Consider the following 22,181-nt stretch of genomic DNA (forward strand, 5'->3'; position numbering starts at 1 on the left):
GGGCTGGCATGAACTAGGCCGGCGTATAGGCCAGGCGCACGTAGATGGGCGCGAAGGCCTCGGCCTGGGTGATCTCGATCAGTGTCTCCTTGGCCAGCTCCAGCAGGGCGATGAAGGTCACCACCAGCACGGTGCCGCCCTTCTCCGGCTGGAACAGGTCTTCGAAGGGGACGAAGCGCCGGCCCTGCAGCGCCTTGAGCACCTGGCTCATGTATTCGCGCACCGAGAGCTCCTCGCGCGTGATGCGGTGGTGCTGCACCAGCCTGGCACGGCGCATGATGTCCGCCCAAGCCTGCTGCAGTTCGGCCAGGTGCATCTCGGGAAAGCGCGGCTGCAGGCTTTGCTCGATGTACACCTGTGCGCGGATGAAGTCGCGCCCGTACTGCGGCACCTGGTTCAGGCGCATCGCGGCCAGCTTGATCCGCTCGTATTCCAGCAGGCGGCGCACCAGCTCGGCGCGCGGGTCCTCGGGCTCGGCGCTGCCCTCCTGCCTGCGCGGCGGCAGCAACATGCGCGACTTGATCTCGATGAGCATGGCCGCCATCAGCAGGTACTCGGCCGCCAGTTCCAGGTTGCGGCTGCGCACCTCGTCCACATAGCCGAGGTACTGGCGCGTGACATCCAGCATGGGGATGTCCAGGATGTTGAAGTTCTGCTTGCGTATCAGGTACAGCAGCAGATCCAGCGGGCCCTCGAAGGCCTCCAGGAAGACCTCCAGCGCGTCGGGCGGTATGTACAGGTCCTGGGGCAAGGCGAACAGCGGTTCGCCGTACAGGCGGGCCAGGGCCACCTGATCCACCACCTCGGGAAGGTCGGCACCGGGCGCCGGCGCTGCCGGTTGCTCGGAGGTGGCGCGATGCATTGATTGGCTATATTATTAATAGCTACTTGCGCTTGATGCGCAAGCGTTGCAAGTCATTTTTATCAAGAATCCGTCGTGCGGAAATTCTGAAAATAGACATAGGGCTTCTGCGCCACGCGCCCGGCCCTGTACTCTGTCCAGAGGTCACGATCGACCTCTTTGTCCCACAGCAGGGCGCGCCCGGCCTGTTGCTGGGCCTCCAGCCCGGGCTTCTGATCCTTGAGCTGGTTGATGAACTGCGTAACTTCGGACTGGTAGTCGGGGCGGCGGAAAATATGCATGGACGGTAAACCTCTCAGAATCGGCAATTTTAGCGACACCTACCCATGAGCCCTTTGACCCGTATCACCAGTGTTCTGGCCGCTGGCGCCTTGAGCCTGCTGTCACTGGCGGGCTGCGACGAGCAGCGCATCCGCGAGCTGGAAGAAGATGTCTCCACGGAGGCCGACGTGCGCACGCGCTTTGGCGAGCCCGAGAGGGTCTGGCCCGAGCAGGACGGCGGCCACACGCTGGAGTACAACCGCCAGCCCGCTGGCCACCAGAACTACATGATCACCATAGGCCCGGGCGGCAAGATGACGGCGCTGCGCCAGGTGCTGGCGCCGCATTACTTCGAGCAGGTGCGGCCCGGCATGGAACAGGAGGCCGTGCGGCGCATGCTTGGCAAGCCTGCCAAGCGGATGACTTACGAGCTCAAGCAGGAGACGGACTGGGACTGGAACTGGATCGATCCGCCCAGCCGCGCCATGATCTTCACCGTGACCTTTGGCGCCGACGGGCGCGTGAAGCGCTCGGGCAGCGTGGAAAAGCTGCACGACGGGCCGTGATCAGTGCGCAATCCTGCGCTTGAGCGCCCGCTCCATGGCCGAGATCGGCCCTGGGCTTTGCCGGCCCCAGCGGGTTCCGGCGCGCTTGCAAGCGCTGGACGCGCACACCGGGGCTTACGGTGTCGTGGTCTGGATGCCGGCAGGCGCTGGCGCCGGGTCGTCGGCCAGCGCATCTGCCGCCTTGCCCACCCCCTTGCCGACGATTTTTGCCGTGCCCACGACCGCGTCGGCGGCCAGGCCCACGGCCGATGCCGTGACGCTGACGGCCGTGGTCGCCACGGCCACCACGGTGCAGCCCGGCAGCAGCGGCGCCAGGCACAAAAAAGCCCCCAGGGCCAGCGGGCGCGGGGACTTGTGGCGCATGGCCGGCATCAGTGGATGCGCATGCCCGGCTGCGCACCGGGGAAGGGTTCGAGCACGTAGATGCCGGGCTGCGCCTTTTCGTCGGCGTGGCTGGCGGCCAGCACCATGCCCTCCGACACACCGAACTTCATCTTGCGCGGCGCGAGGTTGGCCACCATCACGGTGAGCTTGCCTTCGAGCTGCTCGGGGCGATACATGCTGGCGATGCCTGAGAACACATTGCGCGTCTTGCCCTCGCCCAGGTCCAGCGTCAGCTGCAGCAGCTTGGTGGAGCCCTCCACGGCCTTGCACTCCACGATCTTTGCGATGCGCAGATCCACCTTGGCGAAATCGTCGATGGCTATGGTGGGCGCGATCTCCTCGCCGCCGGGCAGGGCTTTCTCCTCCACCGGGGGGGCGGGCAGTTCGAACAGCGCATCGAGCTGCTTTTCCTCCACGCGCTGCATCAGGTGCTGGTACTGGCCGATCTGGTGGCCGGTGCCCAGCGGGCGGTCCACGCCCTCAAACTGCTCGGGCGGCACGATGAGGAAGCTGGCGACATCGGCTGCCAGCTGGGGCAGCATGGGCTTGAGGTAAATGGTTAGGATGCGGAAGGCCTCGATGCAGGTTGTGCACACGTCGTGCAGGCGCGCCTGCAGGCCTTCCTTCTTGGCCAGCTCCCAGGGCTTGTTGGCGTCCACGTATTCGTTCACGCGGTCGCACAGCTGCATCACCTCGCGTGCCACGCGGGCCGTGTCACGCGCCTCATAGGCGGCGACGATGGTGTCCTTGTGCGTGCGCAGTGCCGCCAGCAGGGCCTGGCCGTCCTCGCTCACCTGGCCCAGCTTGCCGTCAAAGCGCTTGAAGATGAAACCGGCCGCGCGTGACGCAATGTTCACGTACTTGCCGATCAGGTCGGCGTTCACGCGCAGCATGAAGTCGCCCGCGTTGAAGTCGATGTCCTCGTTCTTGCCGTTGAGCTTGGCGCCCAGGTAGTAGCGCAGCCATTCGGGGTTCATGCCGAGCGCCAGGTACTTGAGCGGGTCCAGGCCCGTGCCGCGGCTCTTGCTCATCTTCTCGCCGTTGTTCACGGTCATGAAGCCGTGCACGCAGATCTTCGTGGGCGTCTTGCGGCCGCTGAACTTGAGCATGGCCGGCCAGAACAGCGTGTGGAAGGTGATGATGTCCTTGCCGATGAAGTGGTACTGCTCCAGAGCCGGGTCGGCCATGTAGGCCTCGTAATCCTCGCCGCGCCTGTCCAAAAGGTTTTTCAGCGAGGCCAGGTAGCCGATGGGGGCATCCAGCCAGACGTAGAAGTATTTGCCCGGCGCGTCCGGGATGGCGATGCCGAAGTAGGGCGCGTCGCGCGAGATGTCCCAGTCGTCCAGCCCTTCGCTGGTGCTGCCGTCGGGGTTGGTGCGCGTGCCGAACCACTCCTTGATCTTGGCGGCGACCTCGGGCTGCACATGAAAGCCGTCCTGCGTCCACTCCTGCAGGAACTCCACGCAGCGCGGGTCGGAGAGCTTGAAGAAGAAATGCTCCGAGGTCTTCAGCTCGGGCCTGGCGCCGGACAGCGCGGAATAGGGGTTGATGAGTTCGGTGGGCGCATACACCGCGCCGCAGCTCTCGCAGTTGTCGCCGTACTGGTCCTTGGCGTGGCAGCGCGGGCATTCGCCCTTGATGAAGCGGTCGGGCAGGAACATGTTCTTCTCGGGGTCGAAGAACTGCTCGATGCTGCGCGTCTCGATCAGGCCGGCGGCCTTCAGGTCCAGGTAGATCTGCTGGGCGAGCTGGTGGTTCTCGGGGGCGTCGGTGCTGTGCCAGTTGTCAAAGGCGATGTGAAAGCCGTCCAGGTACTGCTTGCGCCCGGCGGCGATGTCGGCCACGAACTGCTGGGGCGTCTTGCCGGCCTTTTCGGCCGCGATCATGATGGGCGCGCCATGGGCGTCGTCCGCGCCCACGAAGTTGACCGCATGCCCCTGCATGCGCTGCGCCCGCACCCAGGTGTCGGCCTGGATGTATTCCATGATGTGGCCGATGTGAAAGTTGCCATTGGCATATGGCAGGGCGGTGGTGACGAAGAGCTTGCGTGGGGACATGGGCTGTGACTCGGGCTGGCCGAAGCAGGGTGTCCTGCTTCGGCGTGGACGAAACCCGCGATTTTAGGTTGCTGGTGCCCAGCACCAGCGGTTGCGGCCTTGGGCCTTGGCCTGGTAGAGGGCGTCGTCGGCACCTTCAAAGAAATCGGGGGTGAGCTCGTTGCCGCCGGGGATGGTGGTGATGCCGCCCAGGCTCAGGGTGATGCAGGGCGCGGAAGGGGAGGTGGGGTGCGCGATGTGGCGCGCCACCACCCGCTGGCGTACATCCTCGGCCAGTTGCCGGGCTTGCTGGGGGCTGGTCTCGGGCAGCAGCAGCACGAATTCTTCGCCGCCGTAACGGGCCACCAGGTCCCCCGGGCGGCGTGCGCTGTGGCGCAACACCGCGGCAACCTCCTGCAGCACGCGGTCGCCTGCAGCATGGCCCTGGGTGTCGTTGTAGCGCTTGAAATGATCCACGTCGGCAATGATGAGCGACAGCGGCTGCCCCGAACGCTGGCAGCGGCTCCATTCCTGCGCCAGGGCCTCGTCGAAGCGGCGGCGGTTGGGGATGCCGGTCAGGCCATCGAGCGCGGCGATCTGTTCCAGCAGGCGGCGCTGGTGCGCGATTTGCAAATGGTTGTGCACGCGCACGCGGACGATCGAGGGGTGGAATGGCTTGGTGATGTAGTCCGCGGCCCCCAGGAGCAGCCCCCATTCTTCCTCTGACGGCGAATTGAGCGCGGTGATGAAGATCACCGGGATCTGGCGCGTGGCGTCGTTGCGCTTGAGTTCGCGCAGCACGGTCATGCCGTCCAGCTCGGGCATGAGCACATCCAGCAGGATCAGGTCGGGCGTATGGGTTTGTGCGCGCTCGAGCGCCTGCATGCCGCTTTTGGCCTGGATGATTTTGTATTCGTCCTGGAACAGCTCGGTTAGCAGCAGACGGTTTTGCTTTTCGTCGTCAACAATGAGCAGGGTGAATTGGCGTTCCGTATCGATCATGCAGGCGCTTGCTCCAGTTGGGCGCGCAAGGAGGCGAGTTGCTCCAAGGCGCTTTCGTATTCGATGTCCTCGACCAGCTCGCGCAGCCTTGGCAGTGCGGCATGCAGGGCCGGATGGACGCTGGTGTGTGCTTGCAGCTCCTGCAGCACGCGCAGGGCAGCGGCGTCGTCGTTCTCCAGCCGGGTTTGCAGGTGCTGGAACAAGGGAGCTAGATCATCGACGCTGGTGCTGCCGTGGGGTGCTGTGGCGGGCGTTGCCGTGATCCATGGGGTGAGCAGGGCGCACACGCGTGCCAGTTCGGCGCGGCTGCTGGCCAGCTGCTCGTCGGTGGCAGCGTGGCGCTGCATGAAACTGTCCTCCAGGCCCTTGGCCTGCTGCGCCAGGGCGGTGGCGCCAATGGTGGCGCTGGCGGACTTGAGCGAGTGCGCCAGGCGCCGCGCCAGAGGCCAGTCGCGCGCGGCCTGGGCGTCGGCCATGGCCTGGATGCTGCCGGCAAATTCCTGCACGAAGTTGGCCAGGAGGCGCTGGTACAGCTCGGGCCGTCCCAGGGCCTGCGCCAGGCCGCGCTCCGTGTCCATGCCGGCAAGCGCTGGAATGCCGAGAGTGGGCGTGGGCGCTGCAGTCGCTGCCATGCGGCCCGCCTGGCGCGGCGCAATCCAGCGCAGCAGTGCCGCGTACAGCGCATCGGGGGCGAGGGGCTTGGTCAGGTGGTCCTGCATGCCCGCCTGCAGGCTGCGCTCGCGGTCGCCCACCATGGCGTGGGCGGTCATGGCAATGATGGGCAGGCCGTGCAGGTGCGGCTGCTTGCGAATTTCGCGCGTGGCCGTCAGGCCGTCCATCTCCGGCATCTGTATGTCCATGAGCACCAGGTCGTAGGGTGCGCCGAGCACCTTGTCCAGCGCCTCGCGGCCATGCACGGCGACATCCACCTGCACCCCGGTGTCGGCCAGGAAGGCCAGGGCCACGGTGCGGTTGAGCTCCACGTCGTCCACCAGCAGCACGCGCGCGTGGGCAATGCCGCTGAAGTCCGGGCGCGGGCCTTGCCGCAGGCGGGAATGGCCGCGCGCGGCCGCGCCATTCTGCCTGTCCGTGCGGGTGGGCTCGGGTTCGGGTTCGGCCAGCGCCAGTGGCAGGGTGAAGTAAAAGCGGCTGCCCGCGCCCACGCGGCTTTGCGCGGCAATCGAGCCGCCCATCAGCTCCACGAGCTGGCGGCAAATGGCCAGGCCCAGGCCCGAGCCGCCAAAGCGGCGCGTGATTGAGCCGTCCACCTGCGTGAAGGGAGTGAACAGCTGCGCCAGGCGTTCCTCGGGAATGCCCATGCCGGTGTCGCGCACGGAGAATTCCAGCTGCACATGCTCGCCGTGGCGCTGCTGCACCCGGGTGTGCACCACGATCTTGCCAAATGCGGTGAATTTGACGGCGTTGTTGCACAGGTTGACCAGGATCTGGGACAGGCGCAGGGGATCGCCGCGCAGCCGCCGGGGCACGTCGGCATTGGTGCGAAACAGCAGCTCCAGCCCCTTTTGCCGGGCGTGCAGCCCGAGTTGGCTGGACACGCCGCGCAGCACCTGCTCCAGGTCGAAGGTGATGGCCTCGATCTGCAGCTTGCCGGCCTCGATGCGCGAATAGTCCAGGATGTCGTTGATCAGGGCCAGCAGCATGTCCGAGGCGGCGATCACCTGCTCCTGATAGTCGCGCTGGTGCGCCGTGAGCTCGGTTCTCAACAGCAGCTGGCCCAGGCCGACGATGGCGTTCATCGGGGTGCGGATCTCGTGGCTCATGCGCGCCAGGAAGTCCGACTTGGCGCGGCTGGCCTGCTGCGCCTGCTCGGTGGCCGCGAGCAGGGCATGGGTGCGCTGCTCCACCAGCTGCTCCAGGTTCTGGCGGTACTGCGCCAGCTCCTGGTCACGCGTCTGCAGCTTGTCGATCATCTGGTTCAGGCTGCGCCCGAGCTGGGCCAGCTCGTCCGCACCGCGGGTGGCGACACGCTCGCTCAGGCCGGGGTTGTCGGCCACGCGTGCCATGAGCTGGTTGAGGCTTTGCAGCGGCACGGCCAGGCGCCGGGCGGCGCGGCTGGAGAGCCACAGGAACGCCAGCAGCAGGGCCGAGAGTCCGGCGCCCGTCTCCAGCGCCGTGCGCCACAGCACATGGCGCATCTCTTGCAGCGTGGCCACCAGTTCGATGTGGGCCTGGCCATCGCTGCCCGGGATCGGGGCCCAGACGACGACCAGGTCGCTGCCGAAATGCGCGTCCTGGCCATCGCGCAGGGGTGCCGGGAGGGAGGCCGGCGCATCATCCGTGCGCGCAAACTCGGCAAAGGGCTGGGTCTTGCCGGCCACCAGCAGGCGCGCGCGCAGCACCGAAGGGGTGGACTGCACGGCCTGCAGCAGCCGCGCCGCCTCCTGGCGATCCCGGAAGTCCAGTGCTGCCTGGCTGTTGGTGGCGATCAGGCGCGCCTGGGCACGCAGGCCGTCGCTCCATTCGCTGCGGATCAGGCGCTGCTGCTGCACCAGCATCAGCACGAAGACCAGGCTCACCGCCAGCACGATGGCCGCGGTGAACCACCAGGCCAGCTTGCCCCGGATGCTGTGCGGGCGCAGGCGCTCGATGATGCGGCTCATGGCTCGACGATCCTGGCCAGGCGCAGCAATTGCGCGTTGAAGTGGATGCGGTGCGCCTGCGCGGCCCTGCGGTTGATGAGGATGTTCAGGGAGTCGCCGCCATCGGGATGCAGGGCCATCTCCACCATGCCGCCGGCGCGGGCGAAGCCGTCGATGTCGGAGATGGTGACCACGGGCGCCTCACCGAGCCTGCCCAGTATGGACTTGAGTTGATCCGCTTCGCTGCGCGCGATGAAGACGAAGTCGCAGTCCAGTGCCTGGGCTGCATCCTCGGGCTGGCGCAGTTGCACGCTGCGCCCGTCGATGGGCGTTTGCGCCAGCTTTGCCAGCGCACCGCCAAAGGGGTTCTTGCCCAGCAGGCACAGGCTGATGCGGGTGCCGCCCTCCAGGCGCGGCAGATAGACGAAGCGCGGCAGCTTGAACAGCAGGGCGGACTTGACGGCGTATTCCGGCGCGGGTGCCGGCTGGGCCCGTGCGCCGCCGGCCGGCAGCACCAGCACCATGGCCGCCAAGGATAGCTGGATAATCACTTTTTGATAGCTTATAGCGCTTAACCAATAAGGGTTTAAAGGCTTTTTTAATAAAAGAAATGGCGTGCTGCACGCTTGCCTTGTCGGGTGCCTGCGGGATCCTGGTGTGCGCATCTGTGCCGCCGCGCTCAGAACCGGTAGTCCAGCGTCACCATCCAGGTGCGCGGCTGCTGGGGCATGTCCAGGAAGGTGCGGCTGCCCGCGCCGCCAGCGGCGTAGTAGCGCCTGTCCAGCAGGTTGTACAGGTCCAGCCACAGCGTGGCGCGGCCGCCCAGCAGCCTGTGCCAGCCCAGGTGCAGGTCCACCAGCGTATAGCCGGGCGTGCTGCAGCGCGCGGGGGCCGTCATTGCTCCTTGGCATGCGCCCTGGGGCAGCAGCGGATCGGCCGGGGCCTGCTTGCGCCCGTTGGTCACGTCGCCGGTCCAGTAGATCCTGGGCGTGATGCTGAACTGGTCGCGCCAGCGCAGTGTGGCTCCGAGCTTGAGCTTGTGGCGGGCCACGTAGGGGATGTCCCAGTCCACGCCGGTGCCCTCGTCGATGCGGCCATGGATCCAGCTGGCACTGCCCCACAGGTCGCCGGCCCAGTCGCCGCTGATGCGAAAGCGCCACTGCGCCGACAGGTCCAGCCCCTGCTGCTGCTGGCGCCCGGCATTGCCCTTGGTCTCGGGCCCGACCAGGATGGCGCCGGGCAGGGCGTTGACATTGTCCGAGCCCTGCGTGACCACCAGGTTGGTGATGCGGCTGAGGTAGACATGGGTGACCAGGTTCAGGCTGGGCCTGGGGCGCCAGTCCCAGGCGGCGCTCACGGTGCGCGCCTTTTCCGGGTTCAGGTTGAAATTCGGTACGCGGAAATTGGTGCCGATGTAGTTGCCCTGGGCGTCCTGGGCCCCGCTGAAGGAGCCAAAGGCGCTCAGGCTTTCCTCGGGCGAGGGGGCGCGGAAGGCCTCGCCGTACAGCAGTTTGAACACATGCCGCTCCTGCGGCTTGTAGACGGCACCCAGGCGCGGATTGACGGCATTGCCGTAGTGGCTGTGGCGGTCCAGGCGCACCCCGGCGCTGGTGCTGAAAGCCTCGCTCCACTGCGACTGCAGCTGCGCATAGGCCGAGAGATTGCGAAACGCGGCGTCGTGGATCTGCACCGGCAGCGTCGTGTTGGGGTAGAGCAGCCCCTGGCCATGCGCGGGTTTGCCGGTGTCATAGGGCGCGGGCAGGCCGGCGGTTTCGACCGCATAGTATTTTTGCCAGCCCAGGCCGGCCTGCAGCTGCTGCTGGCCGTTGATGCGCCACTGGAGGCTTTGCTCTATGCCGCTGCGCTTGCCCAGCACGTAGGAAAAACTGTCCCGGTAGTTGCTGAAGGTGTTGTTGTAGCGCGCCCTCGGATCGACCTGCATGCGCGAATGGTCCACCAGCAGCTGCGCCTGCATCTGCGGCGCCGGCTGGAAGCGCCAGCGGCCATAGAGGGTGTCGGAGCGGGGCTGCCACTCGGAGCTGGTTTGGTAGCGCGCCATGGCCGGCGGATCGCCGGTGCTGGTCAGGCTGGTGAAGCTGTGGCGCAGGAATCCCACGGTGAACTGCTCGGCCCAGTCGGCGCGCGCATACAGGCTGTGGCTGGCGGTACTGCCCACATAGGGCTCGCGCAGGTCCGCGGGGATGAGGGTCTGGCCGTTGCCGACGGCCGGCACCTTGGCGAATTCGCGCGGGTAGTAGCGATCCAGCGGCGCACGGTCGGCGCTCTGCCAATGCCCGCCCAGCGACAGGTGCAGGCCTTGCACGGTGTCCAGCCCGGTGAGAAAGGCCCCCTTCTCGGCGCCAAAGCGCCCGGCCCCGAGCGCGGCCCAGGAGCCCCGCGGCCCCTTGCCGGCCTCGGTGATGATGTTGATCACGCCGGCCACGGCATCGGCGCCATAGAGCGCGGCCGCGGGGCCGTAGAGCACCTCGACCTGCTTGGCCATGTACAGCGCCAGATTGCTCGCCACGGGGAAGTTGCCGCCCGCCGGCTGGCCTATGCGCACCCCGTCCATCAGGATCAAGAGCTTGCTCGGCCCCACATGGCCCTGCACGGCAAACTGGTTGAACTGCGACGACTTGGTGCCGCCTTGCCAGTCCATGCCGGGCAGGTCCTGCATCAGGTCGGCCAGGCTCTGGTAGCGCCGCTCGCGGATCTGCTCGCGCGTGATGACCAGGATCTGGGCCGGCGTCTGGTCGCGCCTTTCCTCCTGGCGCGAGGCCGTGACCACCGGGGTGGCGATCAAATCCTGCAGGGACAGGCTCATCAAGCGCTGGGCATCGGCCTCCAGTGAGCCCCGGGCCCAGAGCGGCTGGGCCGCCATGCCCGCCAGGGCCAGGGCCGCCGCCAGGCAATCCTTCATGTGCATGGGCATGATGCTTTTAGCTACATTTTGATAAACCTGTAATCGTAGCAGCGGGATTTTTGGCCCCGTGCCGTCCGGCCGGCACAGGCGTCACGCGTAGCAGGCCAGGCGCAGCGGATTGCCGGCGTCGCACCAGCCGAAGAAGGCGCAGAGCTCGCCGCGCCGCGCCAGCGCGTCGCTGCGCCCCAGGGCCATGAGCTCGCGCGTGTAGCCGCGCTCGAACAGCAGGTAGCTGACCAGAGCGCCGTTGCCGCCATTGCCTGCGCCGGGCTGGCCGGCCTCCACCCCCAGGGCGCCCAGCAGCGCGCGCATGCTGCGCGGTAGGTCGCACAGGTGGCGCGCAGCGATGTCGTCCAGGCTTTGCGAGGGCACGAACACCAGCAGCTGCAGCGGGCGCAGCGGGCTGCGCGCGCGCTCCTCGGGCGTGAGCAGGGCCAGCAGCTGGTTGATGTGCTGCAGGTGCTCTATGTCGGCCGACAGCGCATCCAGGAAGATGTTGGACAGCGCATGGCCCGCGACCTGGGCCAGGGCCGGGTAGGGCTGCCGCGTGCCCGCCGGGCACGGCGCCGGTGGCTCATGGGCGCGGCTGGTGCCCACCACCAGCAGCCGCTCGGCGCCCAGGTGGATGGCGGGCGCCAGCGGCGCCGTCTGGCGCATGGAGCCGTCGCCAAAGTATTCGGTATGCCCGTCGATGGGCAGCGGTGCGGCCGGGAACACCAGCGGAATGGCGGACGAGGCCAGCAGGTGCTGGTGCGTGATCGGCCCGCGCGCCGACTTGCGCAGCGAGCGCGACCAGGGCGCCTGCGCGTCGCCGGCGTCGATAAAGGCCACATGCTGGCCCGAGTTGTAGCTGGACGCCGTCACCGCCAGCGCGCGCAGATGGCCCGTGCGGATCAGCTGCGGCACGCGCTGCACCGGCACCAGCCGCTGCAGCAGCTGCGCCAGCGGTGCGTTGTTGAGCAGCGAATGCGGGTGCACGTGGCGCCAGCGCGCCAGCGCCCAGCCCAGCGACAGCAGCGTGAGCCAGTGCGCGCCGCGGCGCATCAAATGCAGCGAGTCGGCGTGGTAGACCTGCTGGGCATGGAAATGCGCCCATGCGCGCGCCATGCGCCGCACCGCGTGGTCGAAGTGGTCGGCCCCGCTGGCCAGGGCCGCGGCGTTGATGGCGCCGGCCGAGGTGCCGCTGAAGATGCCAAACGGCGCCGCAGCATGACCATGGCCACAGGCCGCGCGCAGGCCCGCAATGGCCTGCAGTACACCCACCTGATAGGCCGCGCGCGCGCCGCCGCCGGTGAGCACCAGGGCCGTGGTGGCGGTCATGGCAGCGGCGTCCCTTGTGCCTGCGTCGCGTGCCTATGTCTTGGCCGCCGGCGCCTTGAGCAGCAGCGCAGCCAGCGCGCCACCCTCCAGCAGCGCCAGGCCGTTGCCCTGCGCGAAGCTGCGCGCTTGCTCGCTCACCGTGCCCTGCAGCACCACGTAGACGCCGGCGCGTGCGCCCTGGCGCTGCACCTCGGCCTGCAGCTCGCGCAGCGGCTCCACGCCGTGGCTGGCGGCCTTGTAGCGGCGCGCGGCCACCAGCAGGGACTGCTCGCCCTTGGTGATGCGCAGGTCGCTGGCCGTGCCGCCGGTGCGCTGCACCTCATGGCCTTCTGCGCGCCAGGCGCGCTCCAGCAGGTCGGCAAATTCGCGCCAGGGCATGGCGCCCGCGGCCTCCAGCACGGCCTGCACGCGCGCCGCGCTGGGCGCACGCCACTGGCGCCAGGCGGCGATGCAGCCGATGACCGCCACGGGCAAGGCGCCCACGGCGGCAAACGGTGCCAGGTGGGCCGGTAGCAGCGCGCCGCAGAGCAGCACGATGACGGTGGCGATGGCAAAGCTGACCCACCAGGGCGAGCGCAGCAGGATTGCGAAACCCGAGTTCGGGGCCATCTTCAGTTTCACGGGGGGCTTCCTTGTGAGGGGGTTGGTATGGGGCGAGACTAACTGAGGTTTCTGGGGCGGGGTTATTCGTTTTGAGGGGGGCTGGCCGGGACTCGCCCCGGCGGGCGACCTCCTTTCTTGCTCGTGCAAGAAAGGAGGCAAAGAACACGCCCCCAAGTCTGCGACGGGTTTTTGGGGTCAGAGCCCCATTTCACCGAGCCTTCGGCTCGCCCGTAGGGTGCGGTGCTGTGCACCGCAGTGAAATGGGGCTCTGACCCCAATAACCCGCAAACCTGTGTCGGGGCGCTTGCGGGGTGTGCCGCGGAACTCACTACGCGCCTTCGGCGCTGCGTTCAGACAACCGCGGCAAGTCAGATCACGAAGCATGCGCGCTGCGACGCGCATGCCACCCCGCAAGCGCCCCGCCACAGGCGCAGCCCCAGGGGGTGAACAGCCCGGCACGGGCCATCGCTGCGCTCGGCCTGGTCTGGCGCGGCGCGTAGCGCCTGCGCCGTGCGAGGCCGAGCGCAGCGATGGCCCGTCTCGCGGGTGCCCTTCTGGCCGTGCCGAGAAGCGCAGGGCGCGGGGCGGGCGTGTGCCGCAGGACACACGCCTTCGTGGTCTGACTTGCCGCGGTTGTTTGAGCGAAGCGCGAAGCGCGCAGCGAGTTCCGCGGCACGCCCCGCGAACGAGCATCGCAGGTTGCCCCGTAGCGCAGCGAAGGGGTCACGGACAGTAGGGTCGCCTTCTCTTTGGTGACTTTCTCTTGGCGAGACTGCGCCGCCGGGCGCATATCCCGGCCAGCCACCCTTAAAAAGAATAGCTACCAGCGTTTACCCATCAAGCGAAAAAGCCAAAAATCACCCCAGCGCCAAAACCGCCCCCGCCACCCCCACGATGCCATCGGCCGACAGATCCGGCGCGCTCACACACTGGCGCGCATCCCAATGTGCAAAGTTGCGCGCCTGCGAGCGCCCGTAGTGCGGGTCGTAGTGCAGCCGCATCAGCTCATCGAACAGGGGGCCCAGATCGCGCGCGCGCGCCCAGACCTGCCAGCGCTGCACCGTCTCCTTGCCATGCAGTTCGACGAGCGCCCCCAGGCGCTGCGCCAGGGCCTCGGGGTCGTCACCCAGATAGGCGTAGTCGCGCAGCAGGTAGGCCAGGCGCTCTTCGGGCGTGGCCGCTATCTCGATGCAGGCCGCGGCGCGCAGGCGCTGCACCAGCGGCACGGGGAGGGACAGGCGGCCTATGCGTGCGCTCTCGCCCTCCACGTACACGGGGCGCGACAGGTCCATGCCTTCGAGCGCGGTGGCGATCTGCGTCTCGAAATTTTTTTGCGAGGGCTGGGGCACGCCGGGCAGGGCGCCGAGCAGCGAGCCCTTGTGACGCGCGCAATGCTCCAGGTCCAGCACCTGCGCGCCTTGGCTTTCCAAGGCCTGTAGCACACGCGTCTTGGCGCTGCCCGTGGCGCCGACCAGCACGCGCAGCTCGAGCCGCGGCACCAGCGCCGCGATCTGCTCGATCACATGGCGGCGAAAGGCCTTGTAGCCGCCCGCGAGCTGCTGCGCGTCCCAGCCCACCAGGCGCAGCCACTGCACCATGGAGCCGCTCCTCATGCCGCCGCGCCAGCAGTACACCAGCGGGCGCCAGCCCTGGGGCTTGTCGGCGAACTGCTCGCGCAGGTGGCGCGCCAGGTTCGCGGCAACAAAAGCGCCGCCCACACGCCGCGCCTCGAACGCGCCCTGCTGCACGTAAAGGGTGCCGACGATGGCGCGCTCCTCGTCGTCGAGCGCCGGGCAGTTGATGGCGCCGGGGATATGGTCCTCGGCGAACTCGGCGGGCGAGCGCGCGTCGATGAGGGCGTCGAAGGCGTGGCGGTCTGCCGGGCGTATGGGGCGGTGGTGGGACACGGGCGGTGAATCTGGGATGATGCGACGATTTTTCCCCGATTGTCCGCCACCGCCATGAACGTCAGCCCCGTCCCCGCCTCGCCCCGTCTCACCTCTCTATCCCATGGCGGCGGCTGCGGCTGCAAGATCGCGCCGGGCGTGCTGTCGCAGATCCTGCAGCAGAGCGGCGCGGGGGCGGTCATTCCGCCGGAGCTGCTGGTGGGCATAGAGACGGCGGACGACGCCGCCGTGTATCGCCTGAACGAGAGCCAAGCGCTGGTGGCGACCACCGACTTCTTCATGCCCATCGTGGACGATCCGTACGAGTTCGGCCGCATCGCCGCCACCAATGCGCTCTCCGACGTGTACGCCATGGGCGGGCGGCCCATCATGGCGCTGGCGCTGGTGGCCATGCCGGTGAACCAGCTGCCGCTGGAGGTGATCGGCGCCATCATCCGCGGCGGGCAGGACGTATGCCGCGCGGCCGGCATACCGATCGCGGGCGGCCACACCATCGACTCGGTCGAGCCCATCTACGGCCTGGTGGCCATGGGCCTGGTGCATCCGGACCGCGTGCGCCGCAACGCCGACGCGCGGCCGGGCGATGTGCTGGTGCTGGGCAAACCGCTGGGCGTGGGCGTGTATTCGGCGGCGCTGAAGAAAGAGCAACTGGCCGATGGGCATTACCGCGAGATGCTCGCCAGCACCACGCGCCTGAACACGCCCGGCCCGCTGCTGGCCGAGCTGTCCGGCGTGCACGCCATCACCGATGTGACGGGCTTCGGCCTGGCCGGCCACGCGCTGGAGATGGCGCGCGGCGCCGGCCTCGCGGTGCAGATCGACTGGGCGCGCGTGCCGCTGCTGCCCGGCGTGGCCGAGCTGGCCGCCGCCGGCTTCGTGACCGGCGCCAGCGGCCGCAACTGGGCCGGCTACGGGGCCGATGTGCTGCTGGCCGATGGCCTGCCCACCACCGCCCAGGCGCTGGCGACCGATCCGCAGACCTCGGGCGGCCTGCTCGTGGCCTGCGCGCCGGACAGCGTGCAGGCGGTGCTGGAGGTGTTTGCACGCGAAGGTTTTGCGCAGGCCGCGGTCATTGGCGGCGTGCAGGCCGGACCGGTGCGGCTTGAAATACGCCCATGATGCTTCGTTATTTATAGCTTTCGGCGTTTGTCCATAAAGCGCCGAACCCTATTTTTTCTTGTAATACCCCAACCCCGCGAGTGGCACCTGGCGTTGGCTAGACTCACCAGCTTCCATACGCAAACAACACAGCCATGGCACTAACAGAGCAAGATCTGCTGGCGGCAATCGCCGGCGTCCAGGATCCGCACACGGGCAAGGATTTCGTGAGCACGCGCGCCGTGCGCAACGTGCAGATCAACGGCGGCGACGTCGCCTTCGACGTGGAGCTGGGTTACCCCGCCAAGAGCCTGGTGCCGGCGCTGCGCCAGCAGTTCATCGCCGCGGCCAAGGGCGTGGCGGGCGTGGCCAACGTCTCTGTGAACATCGTCACCAAGGTCACGGCCCATGCCGTGCAGCGCGGCGTACAACTGCTGCCGGGCGTGAAGAACATCATCGCCGTGGCCTCGGGCAAGGGTGGCGTGGGCAAGAGCACCACGGCCGCCAACCTGGCCCTGGCCCTGGCCGCCGAGGGCGCGCGCGTGGGCGTGCTGGATGCCGACATCTACGGCCCCAGCCAGCCCATGATGCTGGGCATCCAGCGCCGCCCCGATAGCCTGGACGGCAAGAACATGGAGCCGCTGGAAAACTACGGCGTGCAGGTTATGTCCATAGGCTTTCTGGTAGACCAGGACCAGGCCATGATCTGGCGCGGCCCCATGGCCACCCAGGCGCTGGAGCAGCTCTTGCGCCAGACCAACTGGAAGGACCTGGACTACCTTCTCGTGGACCTGCCGCCGGGCACGGGCGACATCCAGCTGACCCTCTCCCAGCGCGTGCCCATGACCGGCGCGGTGATCGTCACCACGCCCCAGGACATCGCGCTGCTGGACGCCAGGAAGGGCATCAAGATGTTCGAGAAGGTGGGTGTGCCCATCCTCGGCATCGTGGAGAACATGGCCGTGCATGTGTGCAGCAACTGCGGCCATGTGGAGCACATCTTCGGCGCCGACGGCGGCAAGAAGATGGCCCAGGAATACGGCATGGACTATCTTGGAGCGCTGCCGCTGCACATCGACATCCGCCTGCAGGCCGACTCTGGCCGCCCCACCGTGGTGGCCGACCCGGACGGCGAGGTGGCGCAGATCTACAAGCAGATGGCGCGTGACGTGGCCGTGAAGGTCGCCCAGCAGGCCAAGGACTTCTCGGCCAAGTTCCCGACCATCTCCATCAGCAAGCGAACCTAGGCCCTGATGCCGGCCATGTCCACTTCTGCACGCGCTGCCGGCGGTGCCGGCAATCCCTCTTTCCTGCACCTGGGCTGGCGCACGCTGTGGCGCGACCTGCGCGCGGGCGAGCTGCGGCTGCTCATGGTCGCCGTCACGCTGGCCGTGGCCGCGCTCACCTCGGTGGGCTTTTTTGCCGACCGGCTGCACGGGGGGCTGGCGCGCGACGCGCTGCAGCTGCTCGGCGGCGACGCCGTCGTGGCCAGCGACAACCCCACGCCGGCGGCGGTGCAGGAGCGCGCGCGCGCGCTGGGCCTGGCCAGCGTGACCACCCTGGGCTTTCCCACCATGGGGCGCGCCAGCGACGCACAGGGCGGCGCCAGCCGGCTGGTGGCGCTCAAGAGCGTGGAGCCGGGCTACCCGCTGCGCGGCCGCCTGCAGGTCAGCGACGATGCCGAGCGCGCAGGCAGCCCCACGCAGGACATCCCCGCGCCGGGCCAGGTCTGGGTGGACGCGCCGCTGCTCAATACCCTGTCCCTCAAGCTCGGCGATCCGCTGCTGCTGGGCGACACGGCGCTGCGCATCACGCGCATCATCACGCTGGAGCCCGACCGCGGCGCCGGCTTCATGAGCTTTGCGCCGCGCGTGATGATCAACGCGCTGGACCTGCCCGCCACGGGCCTGGTGCAGCCCGCCAGCCGCATCACCTACCGCTTTGCCGTGGCCGGCCCGCCCGATGCCGTCGGGCGCTTCACCGCCTGGGCCGAAGAGGCCGTGACCGAGCCCGGCATGCGCGGCGTGCGCGTGGAGTCGCTGGACAGCGGCCGCCCCGAGATGCGCCAGACGCTGGACCGGGCGCAGAAATTCCTCAACCTCGTGGCGCTGCTGGCCGCGCTGCTGTCGGCCGTGGCCGTGGCCCTGGCCGCGCGCGGCTTTGCCAACGACCACCTGGACGCCGCCGCGCTCTTGCGCGTGCTGGGCCAGAGCCAGCGCACCATCGCCGGCGCCTATGTGCTGGAGTTCCTGCTCGTGGGCCTGTGCGCCAGCGCCGTGGGCGTGCTGCTGGGCTTTGCCGTGCACCATGTGTTCGTGCTGCTGCTGGCCGGGCTGGTGGAGTCGGCCCTGCCCGCGGCCAGCCTCTGGCCCGTGCTGCTCGGCGTGGGCGTGGGCCTGACGCTGATGTGCGCCTTCGGCCTGCCGCCCGTGCTGCAGCTGGCGCAGGTGCCGCCGCTGCGCGTCATGCGCCGTGACCTGGGTGCCGTGCGCCCCACGTCCATGGCCGTGCTCGGACTGGGGCTGGCCGGCTTTGCGGCGCTGCTGCTGGTGATCAGCCGCGACTGGAAGCTGGGCTCCATCGCCGTGGGCGGCTTTGCCGCCGCCGTGCTGCTGTTTGCCGCCCTGGCCTGGGTGGCGGTGTGGCTGCTGCGCAAGGCCGTCAGCGAGAGCACCGCGCCGCGCTGGATGGTGCTGGCCACGCGCCAGATCGCGGCGCGTCCGGCCTATGCCGTGGTGCAGGTGGCCAGCCTGGCCGTGGGCCTGCTGGCCCTGGTGCTGCTGGTGCTGCTGCGCACCGACCTCATCTCCAGCTGGCAGAACGCCACGCCGGCCCATGCGCCCAACCGTTTCGTGATCAACATCATGCCGGACCAGGCCGATGACTTTCGCGCGCGGCTGCAGCAGGCCGGCGTGGCGCAGTACGACTGGTACCCCATGTTCCGCGGCCGCCTGGTGGCCATCAACGACCGCGCGGTGAGCCTTCAAGATTACGCCGACGACCGCGCCAAGGGCCTGGTGGACCGCGAGTTCAACCTCTCCAACGCAGCCCAGGCGCCCGCGCACAACAGCATCTCCGCTGGCCGCTGGACGGCCGAGGAGGCGGGCGCCGTCAGCGTGGAAGAGGGCATCGCCAAGACCCTGGGCCTCAAGCTCGGCGACCGCCTGCGCTTTGACATTGGCGGCGTGCCCAGCGAGGTGCGCATCACCAGCCTGCGCCATGTGGACTGGAGCTCGATGCGCGCCAACTTCTTCGTGATGTACCCGGTGGCGCATATGGCCGACGTGCCCATGACCTACCTGGCCGCCTACCGCGCGCCAGAAGCCCGCCCGGGTGGGCCGGACTTCGACAACGCCCTGGTGCACGCCTTCCCCAACGTCACCAACGTGGACATGAGCGCCACCCTGGCCCAGGTGCAGGGCGTGCTGGCCCAGGTGATACGCGCCGTGGAATTCCTCTTCGCCTTCACGCTGGCCGCGGGCCTGGTGGTGCTGTTTGCCGCCGTCACCGCCACGCGCGAGGAGCGCGCGCGCGAGTTCGCCATCATGCGCGCCGTGGGCGCGCGCGCCAGCCTGCTGCGCCAGGTGCAGCGCGCCGAGCTGGCCGGCGTGGGCCTGCTGGCGGGCCTGTTGGCCAGCTGCGTGGCCGTGGCCGTGGGCTGGGCCCTGGCGCGCTATGTGTTCGACTTCAGCTGGACGGTCAGGCCTTGGGTGCCGCTGGCGGGCAGCCTGGTGGGCGCGCTGCTGGCGCTGGCCGCCGGCTGGTGGGGGCTGCGCGAGGTGCTGCAGCGCCCCGTGGTGGACACCCTGCGCCGCGCGGCAGAGTAGCGCGGGACGGGAAATGTGAGCCGATCAGCGGCGACCGCCCCGGCCATGGAAGCCCCCTCCACGCCCTCCACCATGCCAGCCGCTCCGGCCACCACCGCCGCGCCAATAGCCGAAGCCAAGGCTCAGGCCTATCGGCGGCCCCACGTATGTCGGGCCGTAGTAATACGGCGCGGCATACACCGGCGCGGCGGGATAGACGACGGGCGGCGCCGCATAGACGGTCTGGCCATCGACGTCGGTGCCGTAGTAGGTGTAGGGGCCGGGAGCCGGCCCGTAGACCGCGCACCCGCCCAGGGTGGACAGCGCCAGCAGCGAAAACATCAGCCGTGCCGCCGCAGCCTTGAAGCTCTTGGTCATGATGGAACCCTTCGGTCGTGAACCATGGTGGCTGTTAGAACGCAAGTGCTCCTCGGTGGTTCAGTGGAGTTGGGCGCGATGGGCCGGCGCGGTGTGTAAAGTTTTCGTCAACGGCCACCCTGCACCGGGTGGCGCAGCAATGAGAGGAGTCAGGCCAAGTGAATGAAGCCGCAGACTGGGCGCCCGACTGGGCGCAGGCCCCCGCGGGCTGGGACTGGCTGGCGCAGGACGAGGACGGGCGCTGGTTCTGGTACCGCACCGAGCCCATCGCCGGCTTTGGCGGCGGCGTGTGGCGCTCCAACTCGCGCAACCAGCAGTACGCCGGCCAGGGGCAGTCCAACCCGGCCTGGGCCGAGTCGCTGTGCCGCCGGGATCAATGAAAATTGATAGCTGCTATCGCTTATGGGTAGTGCGCTGGAGCCATATTTTCCTATGAATCAAGACGACGGCGCCGAACTGGCCAAGGCCCTGTGCCAGGCCTTGGGTGCGGCCGAGGGCGGGCCGGTGCAGCACCTGCAGACGCATTTGTCGCACCTGCTGCTCACGCCCACCCATGCCTACAAGCTCAAAAAACCGCTGCGCCTGCCGTTCGCCGACTTCTCCACGCTGGCCGCGCGCCAGTATTTCTGCGCCGAGGAGCTGCGCCTGAACCAGCGCCTGGCGCCCTCGCTGTACCTGGACATGCTGCCCGTGCTGGGCAGCGTGCAGCAGCCGCGCATTGGCATGGCAGACCAGGCGGACGCCGCCATCGACTGGGTGCTGCGCATGCGCCGCTTTCCCGCCGGCAGCGAGCTGGATGGGCTGGTGCGCGCCGGCACGTTCATGGCCGAGGAAGTGGACGCCTTCGCCGAACGCATGGCGCGCTTTCATGCCGATGCGCCCGTGGCGCCAGCGGGCAGCGACTGGGGCGGTGCCGCGCAGGTGGGCCGGGCGATTGGCGCGGTGCTCGATCAGCTGGCCGCGCTGCTTGAGGGCCCCGAGGCCGCCCGCCTGGCCCTGCTGCGCGCCTGGTTCGACGCGCGCCAGCCGGCTCTGGCCGGCCACTGGGCCGCACGCCGCGCCGCGGGCCAGGTGCGCGAATGCCATGGCGACCTGCACCTGGGCAATGTGGTGCGCCTCGATGGCGTGGTCACGGCCTTCGACTGCCTGGAGTTCAGCCCCGCGCTGCGCTGGATCGACACGCTGGCCGACGCCGGCTTCTTCACCATGGACCTGCACGCCCATGGCCGCAGCGACCTGGCCTGGCGCTTTCTCGACGGCTACCTGGCCGCATCCGGCGACTACGCCGGCCTGGCCGTGCTGCGGCCCTACGAGGTCTACCGCGCCCTGGTGCGCGCCATGGCTGCGCGGCTGCGTGCCGCGCAAGGCGTGGCGCCCGCGCCCGGGCCGGACTACCTGGCCTGCGCCGAGCGGCTTGCCATACCCATGGGTGCGCGCCTGCTCATCACCTATGGCCTGTCGGGCGCGGGCAAGTCCACCGTCGCCGCGCAGCTGCTGCTGCAGGGGGCGGTGCGCCTGCGCTCGGACGTGGAGCGCAAGCGCCTGCATGGCCTGGCGCCGCTGGCCGATTCCGCCGCGCAGGGCCTGGACATCTACACCGCCGAGGCCTCGCGGCGCACCTTTGCCCACCTTGCGCAGCAGGCGCGCGCCTTGCTGCTGGCCGGCTACCCGGTGATCGTGGACGCGGCCTTCCTGCGCCGCGGCGAGCGTGACGCCTTCCATGCGCTGGCACGCGCGCTGGGCCTGCCGTTCACCATCCTGCACTGCCATGCCGCGCCGGACAGCCTGCGCGAGCGCGTGCAGCGGCGCCAGGCGACGGGCGCCGACCCCTCCGAGGCCGACCTGGCCGTGCTCGCGCGCCAGCAGCAGCATGCCGAGCCACTGGCGCCCGAGGAGCTGGCGCATACGCTGGACCTGGCCACCGACCAGGCCTGGGATGCGCCCGGGCTCTACCAGCGCTGGCTGGCAACCACGGTGGCACAGGGGGCTTGATAAGCATCAACACAGCCAGCGCCGCCAGTGGCATGCTGGCCGCATGAACACCACCACCCTGACCGACTCCCAACGCCAGCAGCTGCGCGCCCAGTTGGAGCAGCGCAAGGAGCAGCTGTTGCAAGAACTCGATGCCATCCAGCGCGACACGCTGGGCGTGGCCGAGGCCGCCGGCCGGGGCGACGCCGAGCCGGCCGGCAGCTCGCGCGACCAGGCCAATAGCATGGCCGCCGGCATGGTGCGCGACGCCGAGGCCGCGCGCGACCATGCCGAGCTGGTGGCCGTGCGCGCGGCGCTCGAGCGCATCGCCGCGGGCAGCTACGGCGAATGCACGGACTGCGGCCAGAGCGTGGGCGTGCCCCGCCTGCTGGCCCAGCCCGCGGCCGCGCGCTGCATCGCCTGCCAGTCCAAGGCCGAGGCGCAGGGGCACCGCTGAGACTTTG

The 22,181-nt window shown here is 68.9% G+C and carries 19 protein-coding genes; 7 read left to right on the top strand and 12 right to left on the bottom strand.

Features of this window, described 5'->3' with window-relative positions; genetic code table 11:
• Nucleotides 1-13: 13 nt before the first annotated feature.
• Both P7644_RS04855 and P7644_RS04860 read right to left on the bottom strand, forming a co-directional pair.
• On the bottom strand, nucleotides 14-862 hold the full coding sequence (locus tag P7644_RS04855; protein ID WP_404301936.1) for a segregation and condensation protein A: 849 nt from the start codon (nucleotides 860-862) through the stop codon (nucleotides 14-16).
• 62 nt (nucleotides 863-924) lie between these two features.
• A complete protein-coding gene (locus tag P7644_RS04860) occupies nucleotides 925-1,143 on the bottom strand; it encodes a DUF3460 family protein (RefSeq protein WP_404301937.1) in 219 nt (72 codons plus the stop codon).
• Nucleotides 1,144-1,188: 45 nt separating this feature from the next.
• On the opposite strand from P7644_RS04860, the gene P7644_RS04865 reads away from it, so the two are divergent.
• Entirely contained in the window at nucleotides 1,189-1,689 is a 501-nt protein-coding gene (locus P7644_RS04865) for an outer membrane protein assembly factor BamE (protein WP_404301938.1), read from the top strand.
• A gap of 114 nt (nucleotides 1,690-1,803) precedes the next feature.
• Here P7644_RS04865 and P7644_RS04870 read toward each other — a convergent pair whose 3' ends face one another.
• The 9 genes from P7644_RS04870 to mnmH all read right to left on the bottom strand — a co-directional run bounded on the left by P7644_RS04870 (nucleotide 1,804) and on the right by mnmH (nucleotide 14,464).
• Nucleotides 1,804-2,061 (bottom strand): hypothetical protein, encoded by a 258-nt coding sequence (locus P7644_RS04870; RefSeq protein ID WP_404301939.1) that lies wholly within the window; start codon nucleotides 2,059-2,061, stop codon nucleotides 1,804-1,806.
• Entirely contained in the window at nucleotides 2,061-4,130 is a 2,070-nt protein-coding gene (metG, locus tag P7644_RS04875; protein WP_404301940.1) for a methionine--tRNA ligase, read from the bottom strand. Before metG ends, P7644_RS04870 begins: the two co-directional genes overlap by 1 nt.
• Nucleotides 4,131-4,193: 63 nt before the next feature.
• Entirely contained in the window at nucleotides 4,194-5,111 is a 918-nt protein-coding gene (locus P7644_RS04880) for a diguanylate cyclase domain-containing protein (protein WP_404301941.1), read from the bottom strand.
• Nucleotides 5,108-7,732 carry an ATP-binding protein gene (locus P7644_RS04885; RefSeq protein ID WP_404301942.1) on the bottom strand — a complete coding sequence of 875 codons (2,625 nt, stop codon included), beginning with the start codon at nucleotides 7,730-7,732 and terminating at the stop codon, nucleotides 5,108-5,110. Before P7644_RS04885 ends, P7644_RS04880 begins: the two co-directional genes overlap by 4 nt.
• Nucleotides 7,729-8,262, bottom strand: a complete 534-nt coding sequence (locus tag P7644_RS04890; protein WP_404301943.1) for a YfiR family protein — start codon at nucleotides 8,260-8,262, stop codon at nucleotides 7,729-7,731. Before P7644_RS04890 ends, P7644_RS04885 begins: the two co-directional genes overlap by 4 nt.
• Before the next feature lie 128 nt (nucleotides 8,263-8,390).
• On the bottom strand, nucleotides 8,391-10,637 hold the full coding sequence (locus P7644_RS04895; RefSeq protein ID WP_404301944.1) for a TonB-dependent receptor plug domain-containing protein: 2,247 nt from the start codon (nucleotides 10,635-10,637) through the stop codon (nucleotides 8,391-8,393).
• 87 nt (nucleotides 10,638-10,724) lie between these two features.
• The gene (locus P7644_RS04900; protein ID WP_404301945.1) at nucleotides 10,725-11,954 is read right to left on the bottom strand and encodes a patatin-like phospholipase family protein; all 1,230 of its coding nucleotides are present in this window, start codon (nucleotides 11,952-11,954) and stop codon (nucleotides 10,725-10,727) included.
• A 33-nt stretch (nucleotides 11,955-11,987) separates the two neighbouring features.
• On the bottom strand, nucleotides 11,988-12,563 hold the full coding sequence (locus tag P7644_RS04905) for a restriction endonuclease (RefSeq protein WP_404303122.1): 576 nt from the start codon (nucleotides 12,561-12,563) through the stop codon (nucleotides 11,988-11,990).
• Nucleotides 12,564-13,414: 851 nt separating this feature from the next.
• Nucleotides 13,415-14,464: a tRNA 2-selenouridine(34) synthase MnmH gene (mnmH, locus tag P7644_RS04910; RefSeq protein ID WP_404301946.1), complete on the bottom strand. Its 1,050-nt coding sequence runs from the start codon at nucleotides 14,462-14,464 to the stop codon at nucleotides 13,415-13,417.
• A 54-nt stretch (nucleotides 14,465-14,518) separates the two neighbouring features.
• Here mnmH and selD point away from each other — a divergent pair, with 54 nt between their 5' ends.
• The 3 genes from selD to P7644_RS04925 all read left to right on the top strand — a co-directional run bounded on the left by selD (nucleotide 14,519) and on the right by P7644_RS04925 (nucleotide 19,389).
• Nucleotides 14,519-15,583 (top strand): selenide, water dikinase SelD, encoded by a 1,065-nt coding sequence (selD, locus tag P7644_RS04915; RefSeq protein WP_404301948.1) that lies wholly within the window; start codon nucleotides 14,519-14,521, stop codon nucleotides 15,581-15,583.
• A 134-nt stretch (nucleotides 15,584-15,717) separates the two neighbouring features.
• The gene (apbC, locus tag P7644_RS04920) at nucleotides 15,718-16,809 is read left to right on the top strand and encodes an iron-sulfur cluster carrier protein ApbC (RefSeq protein ID WP_404301949.1); all 1,092 of its coding nucleotides are present in this window, start codon (nucleotides 15,718-15,720) and stop codon (nucleotides 16,807-16,809) included.
• Nucleotides 16,810-16,824: 15 nt separating this feature from the next.
• A complete protein-coding gene (locus P7644_RS04925; protein ID WP_404301951.1) occupies nucleotides 16,825-19,389 on the top strand; it encodes an ABC transporter permease in 2,565 nt (854 codons plus the stop codon).
• A 24-nt stretch (nucleotides 19,390-19,413) separates the two neighbouring features.
• On the opposite strand, the gene P7644_RS04930 is transcribed toward P7644_RS04925, so the two are convergent.
• Nucleotides 19,414-19,746, bottom strand: a complete 333-nt coding sequence (locus tag P7644_RS04930) for a hypothetical protein (protein WP_404301952.1) — start codon at nucleotides 19,744-19,746, stop codon at nucleotides 19,414-19,416.
• Between the two features lie 158 nt (nucleotides 19,747-19,904).
• Here P7644_RS04930 and P7644_RS04935 point away from each other — a divergent pair, with 158 nt between their 5' ends.
• The 3 genes from P7644_RS04935 to P7644_RS04945 are packed head-to-tail and all read left to right on the top strand — an operon-like array spanning nucleotide 19,905 to nucleotide 22,174.
• Complete coding sequence (locus tag P7644_RS04935; RefSeq protein WP_404301953.1) at nucleotides 19,905-20,126, top strand: hypothetical protein; 222 nt, start codon at nucleotides 19,905-19,907, stop codon at nucleotides 20,124-20,126.
• Between the two features lie 52 nt (nucleotides 20,127-20,178).
• Nucleotides 20,179-21,738, top strand: coding sequence for an AAA family ATPase (locus P7644_RS04940; protein WP_404301954.1), 1,560 nt, complete (start codon nucleotides 20,179-20,181; stop codon nucleotides 21,736-21,738).
• Between the two features lie 43 nt (nucleotides 21,739-21,781).
• The gene (locus tag P7644_RS04945; RefSeq protein WP_404301955.1) at nucleotides 21,782-22,174 is read left to right on the top strand and encodes a TraR/DksA family transcriptional regulator; all 393 of its coding nucleotides are present in this window, start codon (nucleotides 21,782-21,784) and stop codon (nucleotides 22,172-22,174) included.
• Nucleotides 22,175-22,181 lie beyond the last annotated feature (7 nt).

Origin of the sequence: Alicycliphilus denitrificans, from assembly GCF_044792555.1 — a bacterium.
In the GTDB taxonomy this organism is placed as follows: Bacteria; Pseudomonadota; Gammaproteobacteria; order Burkholderiales; family Burkholderiaceae_C; genus Alicycliphilus; species Alicycliphilus denitrificans_A.

Bases quoted from the DNA above. Each gene is read 5' to 3' on its own strand.
- P7644_RS04855 (WP_404301936.1), bottom strand. From the start codon at position 862: ATGCATCGCGCCACCTCCGAGCAACCGGCAGCGCCGGCGCCCGGTGCC.
- P7644_RS04860 (WP_404301937.1), bottom strand. From the start codon at position 1,143: ATGCATATTTTCCGCCGCCCCGACTACCAGTCCGAAGTTACGCAGTTC.
- P7644_RS04865 (WP_404301938.1), top strand. From the start codon at position 1,189: ATGAGCCCTTTGACCCGTATCACCAGTGTTCTGGCCGCTGGCGCCTTG.
- P7644_RS04870 (WP_404301939.1), bottom strand. From the start codon at position 2,061: ATGCCGGCCATGCGCCACAAGTCCCCGCGCCCGCTGGCCCTGGGGGCT.
- metG (WP_404301940.1), bottom strand. From the start codon at position 4,130: ATGTCCCCACGCAAGCTCTTCGTCACCACCGCCCTGCCATATGCCAAT.
- P7644_RS04880 (WP_404301941.1), bottom strand. From the start codon at position 5,111: ATGATCGATACGGAACGCCAATTCACCCTGCTCATTGTTGACGACGAA.
- P7644_RS04885 (WP_404301942.1), bottom strand. From the start codon at position 7,732: ATGAGCCGCATCATCGAGCGCCTGCGCCCGCACAGCATCCGGGGCAAG.
- P7644_RS04895 (WP_404301944.1), bottom strand. From the start codon at position 10,637: ATGCACATGAAGGATTGCCTGGCGGCGGCCCTGGCCCTGGCGGGCATG.
- P7644_RS04900 (WP_404301945.1), bottom strand. From the start codon at position 11,954: ATGACCGCCACCACGGCCCTGGTGCTCACCGGCGGCGGCGCGCGCGCG.
- P7644_RS04905 (WP_404303122.1), bottom strand. From the start codon at position 12,563: ATGGCCCCGAACTCGGGTTTCGCAATCCTGCTGCGCTCGCCCTGGTGG.
- selD (WP_404301948.1), top strand. From the start codon at position 14,519: ATGAACGTCAGCCCCGTCCCCGCCTCGCCCCGTCTCACCTCTCTATCC.
- apbC (WP_404301949.1), top strand. From the start codon at position 15,718: ATGGCACTAACAGAGCAAGATCTGCTGGCGGCAATCGCCGGCGTCCAG.
- P7644_RS04925 (WP_404301951.1), top strand. From the start codon at position 16,825: ATGTCCACTTCTGCACGCGCTGCCGGCGGTGCCGGCAATCCCTCTTTC.
- P7644_RS04930 (WP_404301952.1), bottom strand. From the start codon at position 19,746: ATGACCAAGAGCTTCAAGGCTGCGGCGGCACGGCTGATGTTTTCGCTG.
- P7644_RS04940 (WP_404301954.1), top strand. From the start codon at position 20,179: ATGAATCAAGACGACGGCGCCGAACTGGCCAAGGCCCTGTGCCAGGCC.
- P7644_RS04945 (WP_404301955.1), top strand. From the start codon at position 21,782: ATGAACACCACCACCCTGACCGACTCCCAACGCCAGCAGCTGCGCGCC.